The sequence below is a fragment of the Fischerella muscicola PCC 7414 genome (assembly GCF_000317205.1).
GTDB lineage: Bacteria > Cyanobacteriota > Cyanobacteriia > Cyanobacteriales > Nostocaceae > Fischerella > Fischerella muscicola.
Window position 1 is genome coordinate 1 of sequence record NZ_AJLK01000105.1, and the last position, 18660, is coordinate 18660.

The window sequence follows — 18660 nt, forward strand, 5'->3', positions numbered from 1 at the left end:
TTTTTCCTTTCCCCTTTACCCTTTAACCTTTCTCCTACTTTAATACGCATCCTCAACCTCAAGCTGAGCCACCGTTACTGCATTAAAAGCAAAAGCAGCAACTAATGGTATCGGACATCTCAGCCAATAGGTAACAAAAGCTGCAATCATGGTTGCAATCACTGCTGTGACCGACCAAAAACGTTCCTCACAGGTTAATCCTTTTTCAGCTTTAATAACTCTGAGAACTTGCATCGGAATTGGTTCAGGCATTACTGCACCAGGAGGAAAAGCCCAGTAACTATTACAGCGCTCAATAAATAAATCTGTCCAGCCATTTTCTTGGCACCATTCCTCAATCCATGCATCAGAGTAATGTTTCATATTTCCACTACCAATTCGCTTCAAGAAGTTCAACATAGATAATTAGAAAATCAAAAAATAAATATTTAGGTTAATCTTAATAATTAGTGAATCTCTTTATAACTTAATTAGCTAAGTAAATTGTTAAAATTTGTTAAGAGCAAAATCTACCTCAAAATAAATTTCAAGCTTGCCTTTTCTTACATAAACAGACTAACAGTACTTTAATTCTTCCTCCATCAAATGAAAATAAACTTTACTTAGAAATTGGTAACTAAATAATTTGCAACAATTAAGTGAGTATCTACTTCTAAAGCAGATGTGTAAAGGTTAATTCAATTGATTACTAAGACTCAAAGTCACTTTTTTATATAGTTCTTAGTAACTATAAATTATTGGTTTTTGTGCTGCTAATTTGCTGTGTGTTTAGTGTACATAATTAATGCTATTAAGTATAATTACTTAAAAATTTTCTTTTATTTTTTCTTTATTTAATATACAGATTTAGTTAAGCAAGCTTAACCCTGCTAGAGAAAGATATTTTAACAGTTATCAGTTATCAGTAAGGAGTGCATCTTCACTTCGGTTTAAATCTCCCAGCATATATCTGTTCACTGTCTTGAAAATAGCGAGCAGGGATTAACTTAACAACAAACTCATGATCATCTGTGTACCCTACACCGTAGACACGGAGTGGCTTCCGTAGGTAGCCGCGCTTGGGCGCGTCTACTAGTTCACCAAATTGATTTTGACAGTTTGGCTAGATCCCCGACTTTTTAAAAAAGTCGGGGATCTGACGTCTCGCAAGCTGTCAAAACTTGTGTGGTAGAGTAACATCGGTGTTCATCAGTGTACCTTACGGAAGCCTATGAGCGCGTCTACGTTTCACTTTTCATGCCCTCGTTGTGGGCGATCGCCCGTGAGGGTTTAGCTTGAAAATGGGTGTAGGGGTGTAGGAAAATTGAAATTTTCGTAGCAAGGTTCGTGGGATTGTCCCGTGATTGGCTGATTTAAAAAACCTATAAACAAATAGATGTATCAAAATTATCTAAAAATAGACAATGTTACCATTCTAAAAATTTCTCATCTGCGGAATAAATCATGCAGAAGCTATTCAAAAGCAAAATCCTTAAATTGATTAGCATCAGCATCCTAGTTGTAACTTTGGTAATAAGTAGTGCGATCGCTTACACTATTCGCCATTCCTGGCCCCAAGAAAGCGGCAAAATTACATTACCAGGATTGCAAGCACAGGTAGAAGTCCAACGCGACCAGTTGGGTATTCCTCACATCTATGCCCAGAATACCCACGATCTATTTATGGCCCAAGGCTATATTCATGCCCAAGATCGTTTTTGGCAAATGGATTTTTGGCGACACATAGGTTCTGGTCGCTTAGCAGAAATGTTTGGTCAATCGCAGCTGAATACTGATAAATTTCTGCGTACCTTGGGATGGGCGCGAGTAGCCCAAACAGAAATACAGCAGATGGATACAGAAACCAGAAATATTTTGCAAGCCTACGCTGATGGAATAAATACTTATCTTGCCGACCACCAAAATAGCGCCTTAAGTTTGGAATACGCTGTTTTAAAACTGCTCAACCCTAACTATAAACCTGAACCTTGGCAACTTTTACATACACTCACGTGGGGCAAAGTCATGTCCTACGATCTCGGCGATAACCTAGACACAGAAATTGAACGCAGTATCCTACTTAAAACCCTCACATCACAACAAGTAGATCAACTCATTCCCCCCTATCCTGCTGATCATCCCGTCGTAGTTGGACACGGGGGACAAGGAGGACACGGGGGACAAAGGAGACAAAGAGGTGATCTTTCCTCCTTGTCTCCCCCCACTCCTCACACTCTCTCCCTTGCCTTCGGTAGAGGTGATGGCATCGGTTCCAACAACTGGGTAATCTCAGGACAGCGGACTGCAACTGGTAAACCCATCCTCGCTAACGATCCTCACTTGGGTGTGCAAATGCCATCTATATGGCATGAGGTTGGTTTGCATTGCTTACCAAAAACAGCTGCCTGTCCCTATGATGTAGCAGGATTTTCTTTTCCTGGTATGGCAGGGGTAATTATCGGTCATAATGACCGCATTAGTTGGGGAGTTACTAATTTAGAAGCAGATGTGATGGACTTGTTCATCGAGAAAATCAACCCGAATAATCCCAATCAATACGAAGTTAATGGCAAATGGGTTGATATGGAACTGCTAACAGAGAATATTCAAGTTGCTGGTAGTCAGTCTGTAGCCCAAACAGTCCGCTACACTCGTCACGGCCCAATTATTTCTGACACATTTGCCCCTGTAAAAAACTTCCATCAAACAGCAGGTATTAACTTGCCAGCAAATTATGCTTTGGCACTACGATGGACTGCTTTAGAACCTTCAACCTTGGCATCTGCAATTGTCAAAATAAATCTTAGTCAAAATTGGCAGGAGTTTCGTGCAGGCGTACGAGATTTTGACGTACCTGCCCAAAATTTTGTATATGCAGACATTGATGGCAATATCGGTTATCAGATGCCTGGTAAAATCCCTGTTCGCAAAAGTGGAGATGGGCGATACCCCGTCCCCGGTTGGACAGATGAGTTTGAATGGCAAGAATATATTCAATTTGAGAAACTTCCTACAGTATTTAATCCAGAGTCTGGCTATATTGTGACTGCTAATAACGCAGTCATCGGTAAAGATTATCCTTATCTCATTTCTAGTGAGTGGGACTATGGTTTTCGCGCCCAGCGTATTGCAGAAATGATCGCAGCGAAAAAGAATAGCATCACCGTTGCTGACGTGGAAAAAATGCAGGTAGACAATAAAAATTTGATTGCCGAAAATATAGTACCAATTCTCCTGCAAATTCCCTTTTCAAATAGTCGCTTGGAAAAAGTACAGCATTTACTAGTAGGCTGGGATTTTCAGCAAAACTCAGATAGTACTGCTGGGGCAATTTTTGCAGCATTTTGGAAACATCTGTTAGCCGATACATTTGCAGATCAGCTACCTCAGGGTTATTTACCAACTGGTAGTAGTCGTTGGTTTGCAGTCATCCGAGAATTGGTCAAACAACCTAATAGCAATTGGTGGGATAATTACAAAACTCCTGTTGTTGAAAATCGCGACCAAATTTTTCAACAAGCTTTTGCTGAAGCAGTGGATGAACTGGAAGGTAGTTTGAGTAAGGATACTAGTCGCTGGCATTGGGGAAATCTCCACACTGTCACCTTCCGTAATCAAACCTTAGGAAAATCGGGTATCGCCCCAATAGAAGCACTTTTCAACCGTGGCCCTTTTCCTAGTGCTGGTGGTAGTTCTATCGTTAACGCGACTGGCTGGAATGCAGCTAAGGACTATACTGTTGTTTCTTTGCCATCAATGCGGATGATTGTAGATTTAGCAAATTGGGATAATTCAGTCGCCATCCAAACCACTGGACAATCTGGCCATGCTTTTCATCGTCACTACGATGACATGATTCAACCTTGGCGGCAGTTTAAATATCATCCTATGCTTTGGCAACCAGAAAAGGTAGCAAGTAATGCTGCTAAAAGTTTGATGTTGATACCTTAAGCTAGATATGCCAAAAGCATCGTCTTTGTATCTTGGTGTCTTTGTGGTTAAAACACAAAGACACTAAGACTCCAAGTTACATCAAAAAAATAGTTAAGGACAAGCCAAAGTATCGCGGGTATCCCGACCTGTGACTGGGTTAGTGCCTTTAGCTACCTTGCATAATTTATCGAGCGTATCTTCACGGATATAAACATCTGTAAAATCTGCGCCATCAATGATTGCCCCATCAAACATAGTTCCAGTGGTGAATGCACCTTCTAGGACTGCATTCGTCAAATTGGCTTTGGTCATCCGCGCTGATTCTAAATCGGCATAACTGAGATCAGCTCCAGTAAAATCTACTGAGGCTAAATTTGATGAAAAGAATCTAACACCACGTAAATTAGAATAACTGAAGTTGCTGTTGCGGAGATTGGCATGGTCAAAGCTGGAATCTGTTAAGTCCTGCTTTGAAAAATCTGCCGCTTCTAGGGTTCGGTTGTTATAGTTAATTGCTACAGCGCTTTCTGGGAAAGCTAGAGCAACTGTGATAGCCATCACAGTCAAAAACAACACACTTAGTATGCTTATTCTAATGCGATCGCTTAACTTAGAACTCATTGTAACTTTTAGCCAATGACGAACCATTCTCCTTACCATTATCTCGATATCGGCAACGCAGGAGAAGACCTGGTAGCACATTGGTTACAATCCCAAGGTTGGATCATCCTTGATCGTCGCTGGCGTTGCCGTTGGGGAGAAATTGATATTGTTGCCCTGTATGCTGAACAAATAAAAGATAGGGAGGTGTTTTCTGATGGGGAGAGCTTGATTCTAGATTCTCCCCATCACCCCATCACCCCATCACCCCATCTTCCTATCACCCCATCTCCGACTTTGGCGTTTGTCGAAGTAAAAACCCGCAGTCCCAATAATTGGGATGCAGGGGGAAGAAATGCGATCGCATCATCAAAACAAGTCAAACTTTGGCGTACAGCACAAATGTTTTTAGTGGCACACCCTGACAAAGCAGATTATCTTTGCCGATTTGATGTTGCTATTGTTAGTTATCAGCAAATATCAACACAATCTAGTGGAGATAAATTTAAAGAAAAAAACTTAATTAGCTCGCCTATTGCAGGGTACAAACTGACTTTACAAGAATACATTAATGCGGCTTTTGATATAGTTCAATGATATCGGGTAAAAGTTGTTGCTTATTGTTTGTTGTATGTTTTGATAAACAAGCAACAAGCAACAATTAGTTGCCAATTACCAATTACCAATTACCAATTACCCCATTACATCTTTGTTTTTCGCTCTAATTATACTTAAGGGCTGAACTATCAAAAGTTGATAACTGATAACTGATAACCGTTCACTGAGTTTTGTCAGGCCAAAGTTTCTGGGCAGTAACCTAATCCCCTGACAAATTGTTGTCTAAATGCCTCAATTTCTTCTTTTTCTGGGCTACCATGAGAGACAATCGCTACTTGATAGCGACGCATAACATCAACAGGACACTGACCTGCCTCTAAACTCCAAAGTGCCATTTGTACCCGCATTGGCGGCTCGTAGCTTATTCCTAATTCATTCAAAAAAGCCCGAATGTCGCCATCTTCTTGGGGCGATACCTGTTTTTTAAGTTTGACTCTAACCACCCAACCATCAATTTGATGAATTACGGTGACGAAGGAAACAGGTATTTCGGGTTTGGCGTGCAAGAATTGAACAACCCTCAGAGTGAGACTGGCATTTGCCAGATAATACAAGTATTCCATCTTGGTGCTTGGGATCAAAGCCAATCCTACATTTCCATTATTGGTAGAATGAGTCACAACCTGCTAGGGTAAAAGCCCCCGTTTTTGGATAGGGAGGTTTACCCAATTTTTATATAGTTGCTTCAGTGGTACTTAATGCTATCTATCTTAAAGTCGAATTATCAATTTGGTAGGCAATACTTTAGAGTTCTTTTAGAACACACAATTCTCAACCAGCTTGTTTAAGAAAGTCTAAAATCTCAATGCAGGAACAACTCGCAAAAACAAATTCTCATTTAACATCTAAACAGAAAACAGAAAATTCAGAACTAGACCTCTCATTAGCTGGGTACGATTACGAATTACCAACCGAACTAATAGCTCAAAACCCAGCAGTACCCAGAGATAGTTCTAGACTCTTAGTCGTAAATTCTCCGAATGTAGGTAAAGAAAATACACTTCAACACCGTATCTTCCGAGAATTACCGGAAATCCTACGACCGGGGGATTTACTAGTGATGAATAATACACGAGTTATCCCAGCACGGTTATACGGTGAAAAATCAACAGGAGCAGAGGTAGAAGTTTTGCTGTTAGAGGAAAGACAGCATAACTGTTGGCTAGCCTTAGTCAAGCCAGGGAAACGTTTCAAGCACGGCTCGAAAATTGTTTTCACAGCGAAGGTTGACACAGATAAGGAGATTGGGAGATGGGGAGAAAGATTTCACCCCACCACTCCACTACCCGATCGCCTACTGAGTGCAACTGTCCTAGAAACTGATGCAGCAACTGGAGGACGCTTGCTGCAATTTGATCTGCCAGAAGAAGTTTCTTTGCTGCAATTGCTAGATGTATTTGGTGAAGTACCTCTACCGCCGTATATCACAACCACTGAAGCCCAAAGCGAACAGTATCAGACAGTGTATGCTCAAAATCCGGGAGCGGTTGCAGCTCCCACAGCAGGGCTGCACTTTACTCCACAATTACTAGAAAAGTTACGCCAGCAAAATATTAATCAAGCTTTTGTGACATTGCACGTAGGTGTAGGGACATTTCGTCCGGTAGAAGTGGAGAATGTCACTACCCATACAATGCATGAAGAATGGATAGAAGTACCACCCAGTACTGTAGAACAAATTCGTGCTACCAAGGCAGCTGGCGGTCGCATTATTGCTGTGGGTACAACGGTAGTCCGTGCTTTAGAAGGCGCTGCAACAACAGGTGAGTTACAACCATTTTGTGGTAAGACTAATTTGTTTATTTATCCTGGTTATCAATGGCGGGTAGTGGAAGGTATGATTACTAACTTTCATTTACCGCGTTCCAGTTTGTTGATGTTGGTGAGTGCTTTAATTGGTAGGCAACGGTTGCTGAATATCTATCAGGAAGCTATAGCATCTCGATATCGCTTTTATTCATTTGGTGATGCGATGTTGGTTTTGCCAGAAGCAAGGATATAGCGGCTTTTTTGTGGGATGAATTGTCTAGATCGTCCCACAAATTTATAGTTTTAAAGATTGCGATCGCTCGAGTTTGTAGTGAGGACTTTAGTCTTCAAAATAATTAATTTTATAGGAACATGGTATATGTTTAACGAACCACAAAAGACACAAAGGGCACAAAATTTAATAGGTATTCATGAACTGGAAAGAGATTAATTAGAAAATTAAAAAATTTAAGGAGATATCAAGAAGGTTAATCTATCATAGATTCCAACACACTCCCTCGCCAAACAATGCTCTGCTGCCTAAATCCCGATTGCCCCAATCCTCAAAATCATGATGGAGTAAAGTATTGCCAGAGTTGCGGCGTCCCATTGATCTCACTACTGAGAGGCCACTATCGCGTCACCAAGGTACTTTCAGAAGAGGGCGGATTTGGCAGAACTTACATGGCTGAAGATGTAGACAAGCTGAATGAACTGTGTGTTGTCAAGCAACTAGCCCCAAAAATCCAGGGAACTTACGGATTAAAAAAAGCAGTTGAATTATTTCAGGAAGAAGCAAAGCGGCTGCAAGAACTGGGCAAAAATCCACAGATTCCCACTCTTTTAGCTTATTTTGAGCAAGACCATTACATGTACTTAGTAAAAGAGTTCATTGATGGTCAAAATTTACTCAAAGAGTTAGAGACACGGGGAACCTATGGTGAAGCCGAAATTCGGGAAGTATTGCTAGATTTATTGCCTGTCCTCAAGTTTATCCATGAACCCCCCTTCTGCGCGCTGTCTCACCACTTCGTGTCTACGTGACGGAGACCGCCTTTTTGGGGGCTGGTCTCACCGCGCTTACTTGGCGTCCCTTTGCGTTTCAAAACGCTACGATTTTACGCAAAGCTCACCTTAATTAACAAGTCAAAAATGCAAAAAGAATTACATATTAATTTTGTTTACAAATAAAAATATAGTAGCAGAATTTAGAAACGTACTTCGAGCGCCCAGAGACATACTATGCACATTATTGCAGGTAATCTCTCGTAACAAGCTGCTACGTATCTACACATAATTTTCATACCCTTGTCATTAATTATTCTTACAAAATCTGGTAGAATTGCTGGTAGCAAACATTAGATTTGCTCCTCACACCACACCGCTGCTCTCTTGTGTGCTAAAGGCAAGAGAGCTTTTTTTTGGTTATGATGCCTGTAATTGTGACAATAGACTAACTGTCTACGAAAAATTCATACCTAAGGCTGTGATTCTTGCCTGTTGCCAATAAGTACCTTAGGACATAGAACTAACTGCCCAAATCAAATTACCACTAAGGCAAGCTTTAGCATAGAGTAATAACAACATGCCATTTCACATTTTTTGTTAAAGACTCACCACATTAGGTATTTGTGGTTTGTAGGGGTGCATAGCTGTGTGTCCCTACTCTTCAAACCCTAGTTATTGGGTTAAATATAAAGAATTGCTAATAAAATTCATGTCCAACAGTCCGCTTATTCCTCACCCAGATTCTAATGATGCACAAGAACCTGTCTTGCCACCACTAACAGAAGCCACAATTCAACGTGCAAAAGAAGGTGTTGCTTATGCACGCGATCGCCATGCAAATGAAATGATCCGCCAAGCGCTACTGTCGGCGGAAGCAGTTGCGGAAGGTGGTTCAGAACACAGAGTTAGCGGTGAGTTACGGCAAAGAGTACTGCGGACTCTTATTCATACTTTATTTCGGGTGAAAGTTGAGTTTTCAGAACGGATTCCTGCTCAACCAGTGTTAGTTGCAGCTAACCATCTGAATCATATTGATCCATTTTTATTACTATCAGAATTACCACCCCGTCCCTTCTGCCATATTTTGGGCGATGCTCGTACCCTTTACAACCAGTGGTGGAAACGGCAATTTCTACATCTGGCGAAGGGAGTCATACCTGTAGAACGGATTTGGAAAGAAGAATTAGCAGTAATCCAAGCTGCCAAGACTGGACATAAAGAGCTAGCTGAATTAGCAGATGCTATAGAAAAATATGTTCCCACAGGGAACTCTATAGAAATTATGCGGCGACTAGATCGGATTGTTCAAGGCATTTTTGCCCGTGGAGAAAGCGTTATTCTATTTCCAGAAGGAAGACTAGGCAATGCTGAAGCTCAGTTATCTGTTCCTCTCAAACGTGGTGTTGCTATTTATGCCTTGCGTGCTGGAGTACCAATTTTACCTGTAGCCTTAATCGGTACACAAGACTTGTATCTCCGTAAAGAATTAACCGTTCGTTTTGGTAATCCTATTATCTTCTCCCAATCTGGCCGTCCTAAAGCACAGCAGGTACAAGCATTATTAGATGAGTTGCAAGCGGCGCTAACGGATTTATTACCGAAAAACTATCAAGAACCAAAAGAACCAAAGTTATTACACCACTTTCTCAATCATATGTTTTGGTAAACTTAAATGCTTTTATGTCTTATTCCTCCCTCCGACAGAGGGAGTATAAACACCGATGATACAGATAAATTGCCTGTTAGTCGCTAAAGTAGTAATTAGAAACTCGATAATAAATTGTTGGTTTTTTCCATTACCCATTACCAACTTAGTCTCTTAACATTAGACGTAACTTTATAAGCTAAGTAGGTAAGTGGAAATAAACATGCCTTATACCAATTTTGGATTTGAGATTTTGGATTAAAAGTCTTTATTGCAAGGCTATTCCTGTCAATTCAAACAATAATACCTATTCCAATTCGGTATTAAACTTTTACCAATGATAAATGACAAATAATAAATATTTACCTTTATTTATACCGTCCTACTTAAGTTAAATATGATAATTAGAGCGATTACTACAGGTATTTCCTTAGATTCTCCTCATGATCAGGATAAAATCAAGCAAGCAGCAGAATTTAATCGACAAGCGAAAAATTTATTTGAGCAATTTGGTCACGAAGTACAAACAACAAGAATTGCTACAAATTCATGGGAAGAATATCTAAAAAACTTTTCTAGAAACGAGATAGTTAATATTTTTCAAAAAATAGAACAATTGTGTGAAGACCTTAATATAAAATTTTTCAACATTGGATATGCCAGCAAACCTGAAAATATAGCTATCATTCCAGAAATTAATAAAAGCACATCTATTATTTATTCTTCCTCAAAAATTGGCGACAAAGAAACTGGTATTAACTTTGAGAGTACTTTAGAATCAGCAAAAACGATTAAACTTATTTCCCAAGAAACTGAAAATGGTTATGGTAACTTTCGGTTTTGTGCTTGGGCAAATTGCAAATCAGGTATACCATTTTTTCCTACTGCATATCATGAAGGTGATACATCTTTTGCTCTTGGAATAGAGTGTAGCGACTTGGTAATGCAAAGTTTTGTTCTCGCTAACAATAGTATTCAAATAGCAGAAAAAAGTTTGCGATCGCTTTTAGCAGAAGAATTAACAAAATTAGCAGATCATGCTGAAAAAATATCGGCAAAATTGGGCATCACTTACAACGGTATTGATACATCACTAGCGCCTCCATTGGATAAACAAGCAAGTATTGCCTTTGCTTACGAACAACTGATGGGTAGCAAATTCGGCTATCAAGGCACACTAACAATTTCCGGGATGTTAACTCGTGTTTTAAAAAGTGTGCCAGTGAAAATCTGTGGTTATTCTGGTTTGATGCTTCCTGTTTGCGAAGATGTGGGCTTAGCAGTCAGAGCAAATGAACAAACTTACGATATTACTAATTTACTACTATATTCAGCCGTTTGTGGTTGTGGACTTGATACAGTTCCCATACCTGGTGATATTTCTATCGAAAAGATTGCAGCAATATTAATGGATATGGCAACTTTAGCCATCAAACTAGATAAACCTTTATCTGCAAGATTATTTCCAATTCCAGGTAAAAAAGCTGGGGAAATGACTGCGTTCAATTCCCCATATCTTGTAGATTGTAAAATATTTGCTGTTGATTAAATTTGTTGTTTGTTCTTGGTTGATTGTTGGTTGGTAATACAAACAACAAACAACTACCAACAACTAACTAATTAAAAATTTGTTGTTTGTTCTTGGTTGATTATTGGTTGGTAATACAAACAACAAACAACTACCAACAACTAACTAATCAGAAAGCAAACTTGGTGAAGTTAATACAAAAACGTCTCTTGTTCCTACCCCGTCAGTCATAGGTTTAATAGGAGTAGTAAAGTGATAGAATTGATGGTCGTTAATTAGTAGTAATTCTCCAGGATAGAGAATTTTATTGAACACAGGCTTTTCTTTTTTGGCTGTGTATAGATGAGTTTCTCCACCAAGAATATTTTGTCTATCAACAGAAAAAATACCGATAAAATCAGTCCCATCTCGATGGATACCTTCAGGTGCAGGATTACCAAAATTATCTGGTGAACAACTGGTTCTAATTTGATGCACTCCTATTTCTGCTTCTGGGTGCAGTTTACAAGAGTCACTAAATGCTAAAACTAGGTTTTTAAATATATCTAGTTCTATGAGTGCATCATCTAATTCTGCAAACTCTCTTTTGATATCCCCTACTAAGGGATTGTATTCTTTGCTTTGAAACAAATAACCATGAGGCAACTTCATTAACTTATCTTGAGAAACTATGAAACGAGATAGCCTCCTGGTACGATAGTTACCTTTAATGTAAGGGTCAACAGGTAAGTTATTAAAAAATGGTTGAAAACCTTCTGTGCTTATGGAGTTTACCTTTCTCAGAGTAAATAAAAAGGCATATTCCAATTCTGTTGATCCCAGGACTCTTTGCATAAAATTTTCCTCCTGGTATATCGATCTTCTCGATATCCTTCTGCGTTTCATGCCTTGGGGAAGGCTTACATCTCCTAGTGTATGCTATTTTTTATAAAATTGTCGTTAAGTAGACTACAGAAAATGTCATTTTATGGTATATAAAACTAACTCTTCAGATATAGGGGACAATTCATATTTTTTAAGTATTAGTTAGACAATTAAAATATATTGGACATTATTAACCAGCTTTTTTATTGTGGTGATTAAGGTAAGAGGTGTAATCAAACACAACCCTTCAATTTAGGAAGGGTAATAAAAAGCTCTCGCCATAAGCATTTAACTTATCGGTGGGTGATTTACTATTTTTGATACCATCTAAAAAATGCGACGGCTTAAAACAGATTCAAGTATGAGCAAAGGCACACTGTTTGATAAAGTTTGGGACTTGCACACTGTTGGCACACTTCCTTCAGGGCAAACACAACTATTGATAGGACTACACCTGATTCATGAAGTTACTAGTCCCCAAGCCTTTGCTATGTTGCGGGAGCGGGGTTTAAAGGTATTATTTCCAGAGCGGACAGTTGCGACGGTAGACCATATTGTACCGACAACTAATCAGGCACGTCCTTTTGTTGATGCCCTAGCAGAGGAAATGATGCAAGCGCTAGAGCACAACTGTAAAGAAAATGGCATTACTTTCCATAATATTGGTTCTGGTAATCAGGGTATCGTACATGTGATTGCACCAGAACAAGGACTCACCCAGCCAGGGATGACGATCGCTTGTGGAGATAGTCATACTTCCACTCATGGTGCATTTGGTGCGATCGCTTTTGGAATCGGTACTAGCCAAGTCCGCGATGTTCTCGCCTCCCAAACCTTAGCTTTATCTAAACTCAAAGTCCGCAAAATCGAAGTTAACGGCACTCTCAAACCAGGTGTATACGCCAAAGATGTCATCCTCCATATCATTCGTACCCTTGGTGTAAAAGGTGGCGTAGGATATGCCTATGAATACGCAGGCACTACCTTTGAGCAAATGAACATGGAAGAACGGATGACCGTCTGTAATATGTCCATTGAAGGCGGGGCGCGTTGCGGTTACATTAATCCCGACCAAGTCACTTACGAATACCTCAAGGGCAGAGACTTTGCTCCCAAAGGTGCAGACTGGGACAAAGCAGTTGCCTGGTGGGAGTCGATCAAGAGCGATGCCGATGCCGAGTATGATGATGTCGTAGTGTTTGACGCTGCCGACATCTCCCCTACCGTCACTTGGGGCATTACACCCGGTCAAGGTATCGGCGTTAACCAGTTTGTACCTTCCGCCGAACAACTACCAGAAGAAGACCGCCAAATTGCCGAAGAAGCCTATGTTTATATGGATCTAGCACCAGGTCAACCCATACTCGGCACAAAAGTCGATGTCTGCTTTATTGGCAGCTGTACCAACGGCAGAATTAGCGATTTGCGAGAAGCTGCCAAAATTGCCAAAGGGCGTCAAGTCGCTGAGGGAGTCAAAGCTTTTGTTGTCCCTGGTTCCGAAAGGGTAAAGCAACAAGCAGAAGCAGAAGGACTAGATAAAATCTTCCAAGCAGCAGGTTTTGAATGGCGCGAACCCGGATGTTCGATGTGTTTAGCCATGAATCCTGACAAACTCCAAGGACGACAACTCAGCGCTTGTTCTTCTAACCGTAACTTCAAAGGTCGGCAGGGTTCCGCCTCTGGTCGTACCTTGTTGATGAGTCCGGCAATGGTGGCGGCGGCGGCAGTGAAGGGTGAAGTCTTTGATGTGCGCGAGTTGTTGTAAGAGGACTGGGGATCGGGGATCTCTCCCAATCTCCCTTGTCTTGCTTGTCTCCCGTGTCCCCCTTGTCCCTATTTTCCCAATTGAGAATTTTATGGTAAGTGAAGTTAAAGCTGTTTCCGGTCGTGGTATTCCTTTGGTAGGTGATGATATTGATACTGACCGCATCATTCCTGCCCGTTTTTTGCGCTGTGTTACTTTTGACGGTTTGGGTGAACATGTATTTGCTGATGATCGCGCCGCACTCAAAGGAGAACATGCTTTTGACCAACCACAGTATCAAGGTGCGAAGATTTTAGTAGTTAACCGTAACTTTGGTTGTGGTTCCTCACGGGAACACGCACCCCAAGCGATCGCTAAATGGGGTATTCAAGCATTAGTAGGTGAAAGCTTTGCCGAAATCTTTTTTGGCAACTGTGTAGCGATGGGCATTCCCTGCGTTACCGCTGACTCTACCACTGTAAAACAATTGCAAGAACTCATTGCTGCTAATCCCCTAGGGTCTGTGACAGTTAATTTAGAAACCATGCTGGTGCAATATGGTGATTTTTCTGCCCCCATTTCAATGGGAGAAGGTGCGAAAAATATGTTTGTTTCCGGTACTTGGGATGCTTGCGGGCAATTGGTAGCACACGCAGATCAAATTCGGGCAACAGCAGCAAAATTACCGTACTTGAATTGGAGTAAAGTTGCTGCCAGCTAAAACACCGGAAAGCATCAATGCATACAGTCAATCTATGTATGTGCATCAGTTGGCATCAATGGCATTTTGGCAAATTTGGGTAGATCCGGGTTCATGTAATCCCAAGGTTGGGCACTGGCTGTGTAAATATCCATCGCAGGTTTGAACCAGCTTGGATCATCGAGACTTCCTGCTAAAATGCCCATAAGCTCAGGATTCGGGGGCTTGCTAAATAATAGCGAACCACAGTTTGGGCAAAAACCACGACTAACAGTGCTTCCACTATCACCAATCACATCATAATATTTCACATCTGCGGTGATAGTGACTGCACTTTGCGGCACGAGAAGCCCAGAGGCATAGGCACTTCCTGTTGCCCGTTGACAATCGCGACAATGGCAATTCCCCATGCCAATGGGTTCGGCTGAACATTCGTAACGGACAGATCCGCACAGACAACCGCCAGTAAATTTGGTGGACATAAGAATATCTCTCCTATGTTGATTCTTTGACGCAAATACTATCTGTGTCCTTAATTCCACAGTAGCGATCGCACTCTTATTTGGTCTTACAAGTTTTTACTTTTTTTTACAGGTTTTTGCTATTTTTCTCGAACGACCTTAGGTGTGACTCCCAGCAGGCGCTTGAAATGGCTGGTTAAATGCCCCTGATTAGCAAAGCCGACCTTATAAGTAATATCCGCAATTGATAAGTCACTTTTAAGGAGAAGTTCTCTCGCACGTTCAACTCGACACTTGATGACAAACTGATGAGGTGAGTATCCTGTTGATTGTTTGAATAATCGAGAAAAGTGAGACAAACTCATCTGAGCCAAAAAAGCCAATTCACTCAAGCTAATATTGCATTCAAGGTTGGCATGGATGTAATCAATGACCTGTTGTAATTTATACTTAGGCAAGCCACTTGTTGTAATTTGCTCCTTTTGTTTGCCAAAGGCGTAGTGGTGGAAAAGATGGGTAACAAGAAACGTTGCCGCAGATTCAGCATATAAGCGGCTAGAATACCGATTCTGTTCTAGTTCAGTTTTCAGCGCCAGCCCAATTTGATAAATTAACGGATCAAACGCTGGAAATTGAGGAAGAAGTTCAACACAACCCAGGTCAATCGATTCCGAAAGAGTGCGGGCAAGAAAATCGGAATTAAAACCTAAGGTAATGCCTTTGCTTTTTTGGTTGTCTGATTGCCAATAAGCTGTGCCGCGTGGAATGATTAGACTATCACCCGTAACAATGGAGCTTTTTTGTAATCGTCCATTAATTCGCGCTTCAACAACATACCCAGACGATAAATCTGTATAAATATGAATCGCATTTGCCGGAAAGATCACCTCATCTGGCAAAGCACTGGCACTCCTGCTATAAGTGAACTGAAAGCGAATACCGCCCCAACCCGGATCGTCGTTGGATAGTAGAGATTGACGATTGAAGCTTTCTAAAATTGACTTTTCTACAGCACAGGATTCATGCTCTGTCTTTAACATAACTCTCATACCAATTTTGGATTTTGCGAAAAGTTTGTAGACACAAAGTGGCTTAAGGCTAGGGTGCGGAGGAAATCTCCGTTAGCGTAAGCGCAAAAAGCGGTAGCGAGGCTCAAAGCTTTTCAAGACGGATTTTGGATTTTACGATTGGGAGTCTTTGCTAAAAGGCTATTCCAGCAATTTCAAACAATACTAACTATCGCAATTTGGTATTATATTATTGAATCAGCTGATGAGAAAAATTAGAAGACAGCAACCAGAAATATACAATACAAAATTAGCTACCAACGCATGACCTATCTGTGTCCATCGCCTTGCACGGTGGTCGATTTTTAAAACATGATATTTGTCATACCTTCAACCCAAATCATAAATTATTTCACTTAATCTCTTGCAGTAACCTAACATCTCCTCGCTGTTCCACTGCCCCACGAACTCGTTTCCACAGTTCCAAATCATTTTGATAAATACTTAAAGCAGCGATCGCATTCTTAGCATCTAAGTTTTTACCCTCAGTAATCAGTAATATTAAAAACTCAAATGCTGGCTCGTTTCGCAACATGGCGAGCGCTAACAGTCCAGTTCGAGATAGTTCTGCACTTTTTGTTTGTTCCCACCAGCTTTTGAGTGTAGCAAATGCTGCATCTAATCTGGATTCACCTAGCGATCGCTATCTGATTAGTTGAGAATCATTTCAATAAGCCCAGAGTGGGTGATTATACTTGGTGCTTCAGCCGTGATCGTTTAACCAGAACAAAACCTGCAAGCTTTGCCATACAGGGGTTTGAAAATTATCAAACATTGTTGACATACCTGCGGAATGTGGGTTTAAAGCTAGGCAATTCACTCGCCTACAAACCCGTAATTAAACTGCTTCAATCAGTTATCAGTTATTGCTCACTGATAACTGATAACTGTAAAATTGGGTTTTGGCTATTAGCCCGCGACTAAAGTACGGGCTACATGGTAGCACTAACTTGATGCTGAATTGGTTGCTTCAGAAGCTTTAGCTGATGCAGTACCACCCATGCGAATTTCAGAAGTGAACGAAGCCATACTAAAGCCACCAAAGCGCTTCAGGACGCCGACTCGCATCCGTAAATTGGGGCTAGCAAACCAGAGACGCTCTTCAGACCACATTGTTTCGTATTCTGTAATTAAGGTCAATGCCTCATCATCACCAATTTTATAACTGCCAGCAACAGGCATTTTCTCGGCGTAGCCCATTTCCCGCAATAACTTGCCTTCGTTGGGGTTATCTTCATTTGGTACTGGAACTAATACTGTAGAACCCTTATGATCTTGTTCATCCCATTCCATCGTGCCATTCCAAGTGACTCTCGCACCGCAGGAAGCACGTTTGGGGTCAATTTCATACTGTTCACACAGCTTGATCACCTCTGGGTGATCTGCTGCCAGCATTTCTATAACGATATCTGATTTACCAGACTCGGATTGTTTAAAAGCCAAGTGATGACTAGTGCGATGGGAAAACCATTTACCAGCACTTAACTCAAAAAACTCTTCAATACTCATGAATCAAATTACCTTTTGTCAAATTCTTGATGGTCCCACTTATTACAAGGTAACAGGAAGAGGGAGGTAGGGAGATGGGGAAGTGGGGGACGACTTGGGGGACAAGCCAGACAAGGAGGAAGGGAGAATGAAAAAATGAAATGTTTTCTACGTCTCCCTTTCTGTCTGTCCTCACGCTTGATAGCCCGCTTCCTCTAATCTCTTAAGAGAAATTCTGGCAGCTTCGGCCACGTTTTCGTGGCTGTCTTTTTCTAGGTACTTCAATGCAGAGACACTTTTAGGAGTGGGAAGTTGGCCTAAAGTTTCGGCTAAACGTTGTCGTACCAACCAATCATCTGATTGAGCAAAACGTAAAACGCGATCTACTGCGTCGATATCTTTAATTTCTCCTAGTGCTGCGATCGCTGCTTGTTGTAGTACTACTTCTTCACTATCTAGGGCTTGGTAAAGGAGTTCACGGGCGCGAGTGTCTTTTAAATTACCTAGTGAGACCGCTGCACTAAAGCGGACTAACCAGTCAGTATCCTCATAAAATGCCCTTGACAGAGGCTCAAAAGCTCTGCCATCACCCAAGTATCCTAGCGCACCAGCGGCATCAGCACGAATGCCATAGTCTGGATCAGTTTCCAGAATTTTGACCAAAATAGAGTAGCACTCCGAAGTTTGTTTAATCCCCAAGGCAAATATTGCCATTGATCGCAATTGCAGGGATTCGTCATCCAACACTTTTTTAATTAAAGGTACAGCGTCCTCTGCTGGTATGTCTCTTAACGAGGCAAGGGCAACCATGCGATCGCGTAGATTCGGACTGTCTAACTGAGCGGAAATTTCCTCTAAGCTTGGAACTGCCATTTGGTTTAATTGGCTTTTTCTACTTAATATATATATTAAGTATTATTACGTCTTTTCATATACATTCACCCTCTTTAGGTTGATTGTTGATTGTTGATGGTTAGTAGTTAGTAGTTTTTGCTCCTCACACCCCACCCTTACCTTAAGTCCTCCGGGTACTCTACCCTACGCTCACGCCTTACGGCGTACGAGAAGCCGGGCTTCGCCCGTCTACGGGGGTTCGCATACCCTTACCTTAAGCCTATGAGCGCGTCTACGTGACCCAAAGCCCAGCCACTGCGGTGGTGAGGCAGCGCGCCCCAAGGGGGGTTCCCTCCCCCAACCCCAAAGGGGGCCCCTAGCCCCCAATCCCCACGAGCGACAGGGAGTGGGGGCCGGTGAGTACCCCATGAGCGACTGCCGT

Annotated in this window: 16 protein-coding genes and 1 pseudogene; 8 read left to right on the plus strand and 9 right to left on the minus strand. The window is 41.4% G+C overall.

Going from position 1 to position 18660, the window contains the following annotated elements; all coding sequences use genetic code 11:
• Nucleotides 1–39: 39 nt before the first annotated feature.
• Entirely contained in the window at nucleotides 40–363 is a 324-nt protein-coding gene (locus UYI_RS0115360; protein ID WP_016867533.1) for a slr1957 family protein, read from the minus strand.
• A gap of 1080 nt (nucleotides 364–1443) precedes the next feature.
• On the opposite strand from UYI_RS0115360, the gene UYI_RS0115365 reads away from it, so the two are divergent.
• On the plus strand, nucleotides 1444–3930 hold the full coding sequence (locus UYI_RS0115365; RefSeq protein WP_016867534.1) for a penicillin acylase family protein: 2487 nt from the start codon (nucleotides 1444–1446) through the stop codon (nucleotides 3928–3930).
• A gap of 93 nt (nucleotides 3931–4023) precedes the next feature.
• On the opposite strand, the gene UYI_RS0115370 is transcribed toward UYI_RS0115365, so the two are convergent.
• Nucleotides 4024–4533 (minus strand): pentapeptide repeat-containing protein, encoded by a 510-nt coding sequence (locus UYI_RS0115370; RefSeq protein WP_026085970.1) that lies wholly within the window; start codon nucleotides 4531–4533, stop codon nucleotides 4024–4026.
• A 15-nt stretch (nucleotides 4534–4548) separates the two neighbouring features.
• Between UYI_RS0115370 and UYI_RS0115375 the strand changes: the two genes are divergently transcribed.
• Nucleotides 4549–5109 carry a YraN family protein gene (locus UYI_RS0115375; RefSeq protein ID WP_016867536.1) on the plus strand — a complete coding sequence of 187 codons (561 nt, stop codon included), beginning with the start codon at nucleotides 4549–4551 and terminating at the stop codon, nucleotides 5107–5109.
• 194 nt (nucleotides 5110–5303) lie between these two features.
• On the opposite strand, the gene UYI_RS0115380 is transcribed toward UYI_RS0115375, so the two are convergent.
• On the minus strand, nucleotides 5304–5693 hold the full coding sequence (locus tag UYI_RS0115380) for a hypothetical protein (RefSeq protein WP_026085971.1): 390 nt from the start codon (nucleotides 5691–5693) through the stop codon (nucleotides 5304–5306).
• A gap of 242 nt (nucleotides 5694–5935) precedes the next feature.
• Between UYI_RS0115380 and queA the strand changes: the two genes are divergently transcribed.
• From queA to UYI_RS0115400, 4 genes and pseudogenes are all read left to right on the plus strand, one after another.
• Entirely contained in the window at nucleotides 5936–7132 is a 1197-nt protein-coding gene (gene queA / locus UYI_RS0115385; RefSeq protein WP_016867538.1) for a tRNA preQ1(34) S-adenosylmethionine ribosyltransferase-isomerase QueA, read from the plus strand.
• A 275-nt stretch (nucleotides 7133–7407) separates the two neighbouring features.
• Nucleotides 7408–7881: pseudogene (locus UYI_RS0115390) on the plus strand (4-Cys prefix domain-containing protein); the annotation flags it as partial.
• Nucleotides 7882–8596: 715 nt separating this feature from the next.
• Nucleotides 8597–9553, plus strand: a complete 957-nt coding sequence (locus UYI_RS0115395; RefSeq protein ID WP_016867540.1) for a lysophospholipid acyltransferase family protein — start codon at nucleotides 8597–8599, stop codon at nucleotides 9551–9553.
• A 376-nt stretch (nucleotides 9554–9929) separates the two neighbouring features.
• Complete coding sequence (locus tag UYI_RS0115400) at nucleotides 9930–11081, plus strand: DUF711 family protein (RefSeq protein ID WP_016867541.1); 1152 nt, start codon at nucleotides 9930–9932, stop codon at nucleotides 11079–11081.
• Between the two features lie 144 nt (nucleotides 11082–11225).
• Here UYI_RS0115400 and UYI_RS0115405 read toward each other — a convergent pair whose 3' ends face one another.
• Nucleotides 11226–11894, minus strand: a complete 669-nt coding sequence (locus tag UYI_RS0115405; protein WP_016867542.1) for a 2OG-Fe dioxygenase family protein — start codon at nucleotides 11892–11894, stop codon at nucleotides 11226–11228.
• Nucleotides 11895–12285: 391 nt separating this feature from the next.
• Here UYI_RS0115405 and leuC point away from each other — a divergent pair, with 391 nt between their 5' ends.
• Together leuC and leuD are read left to right on the plus strand one after the other, a co-directional pair.
• The gene (leuC, locus tag UYI_RS0115410) at nucleotides 12286–13689 is read left to right on the plus strand and encodes a 3-isopropylmalate dehydratase large subunit (protein ID WP_016867543.1); all 1404 of its coding nucleotides are present in this window, start codon (nucleotides 12286–12288) and stop codon (nucleotides 13687–13689) included.
• Between the two features lie 91 nt (nucleotides 13690–13780).
• Entirely contained in the window at nucleotides 13781–14389 is a 609-nt protein-coding gene (leuD, locus tag UYI_RS0115415; RefSeq protein ID WP_016867544.1) for a 3-isopropylmalate dehydratase small subunit, read from the plus strand.
• A gap of 32 nt (nucleotides 14390–14421) precedes the next feature.
• Here leuD and UYI_RS0115420 read toward each other — a convergent pair whose 3' ends face one another.
• The 5 genes from UYI_RS0115420 to UYI_RS0115445 form a co-directional block, all read right to left on the minus strand.
• Complete coding sequence (locus tag UYI_RS0115420) at nucleotides 14422–14850, minus strand: GFA family protein (RefSeq protein ID WP_016867545.1); 429 nt, start codon at nucleotides 14848–14850, stop codon at nucleotides 14422–14424.
• 119 nt (nucleotides 14851–14969) lie between these two features.
• Nucleotides 14970–15869 (minus strand): helix-turn-helix domain-containing protein, encoded by a 900-nt coding sequence (locus UYI_RS0115425; protein WP_016867546.1) that lies wholly within the window; start codon nucleotides 15867–15869, stop codon nucleotides 14970–14972.
• Between the two features lie 379 nt (nucleotides 15870–16248).
• Entirely contained in the window at nucleotides 16249–16431 is a 183-nt protein-coding gene (locus UYI_RS38325; RefSeq protein WP_016867547.1) for a hypothetical protein, read from the minus strand.
• 410 nt (nucleotides 16432–16841) lie between these two features.
• Nucleotides 16842–17405, minus strand: coding sequence for a phycobiliprotein lyase (locus UYI_RS0115440; RefSeq protein WP_016867549.1), 564 nt, complete (start codon nucleotides 17403–17405; stop codon nucleotides 16842–16844).
• A 171-nt stretch (nucleotides 17406–17576) separates the two neighbouring features.
• The gene (locus tag UYI_RS0115445) at nucleotides 17577–18257 is read right to left on the minus strand and encodes a HEAT repeat domain-containing protein (RefSeq protein WP_016867550.1); all 681 of its coding nucleotides are present in this window, start codon (nucleotides 18255–18257) and stop codon (nucleotides 17577–17579) included.
• Between the last annotated feature and the right edge of the window lie 403 nt (nucleotides 18258–18660).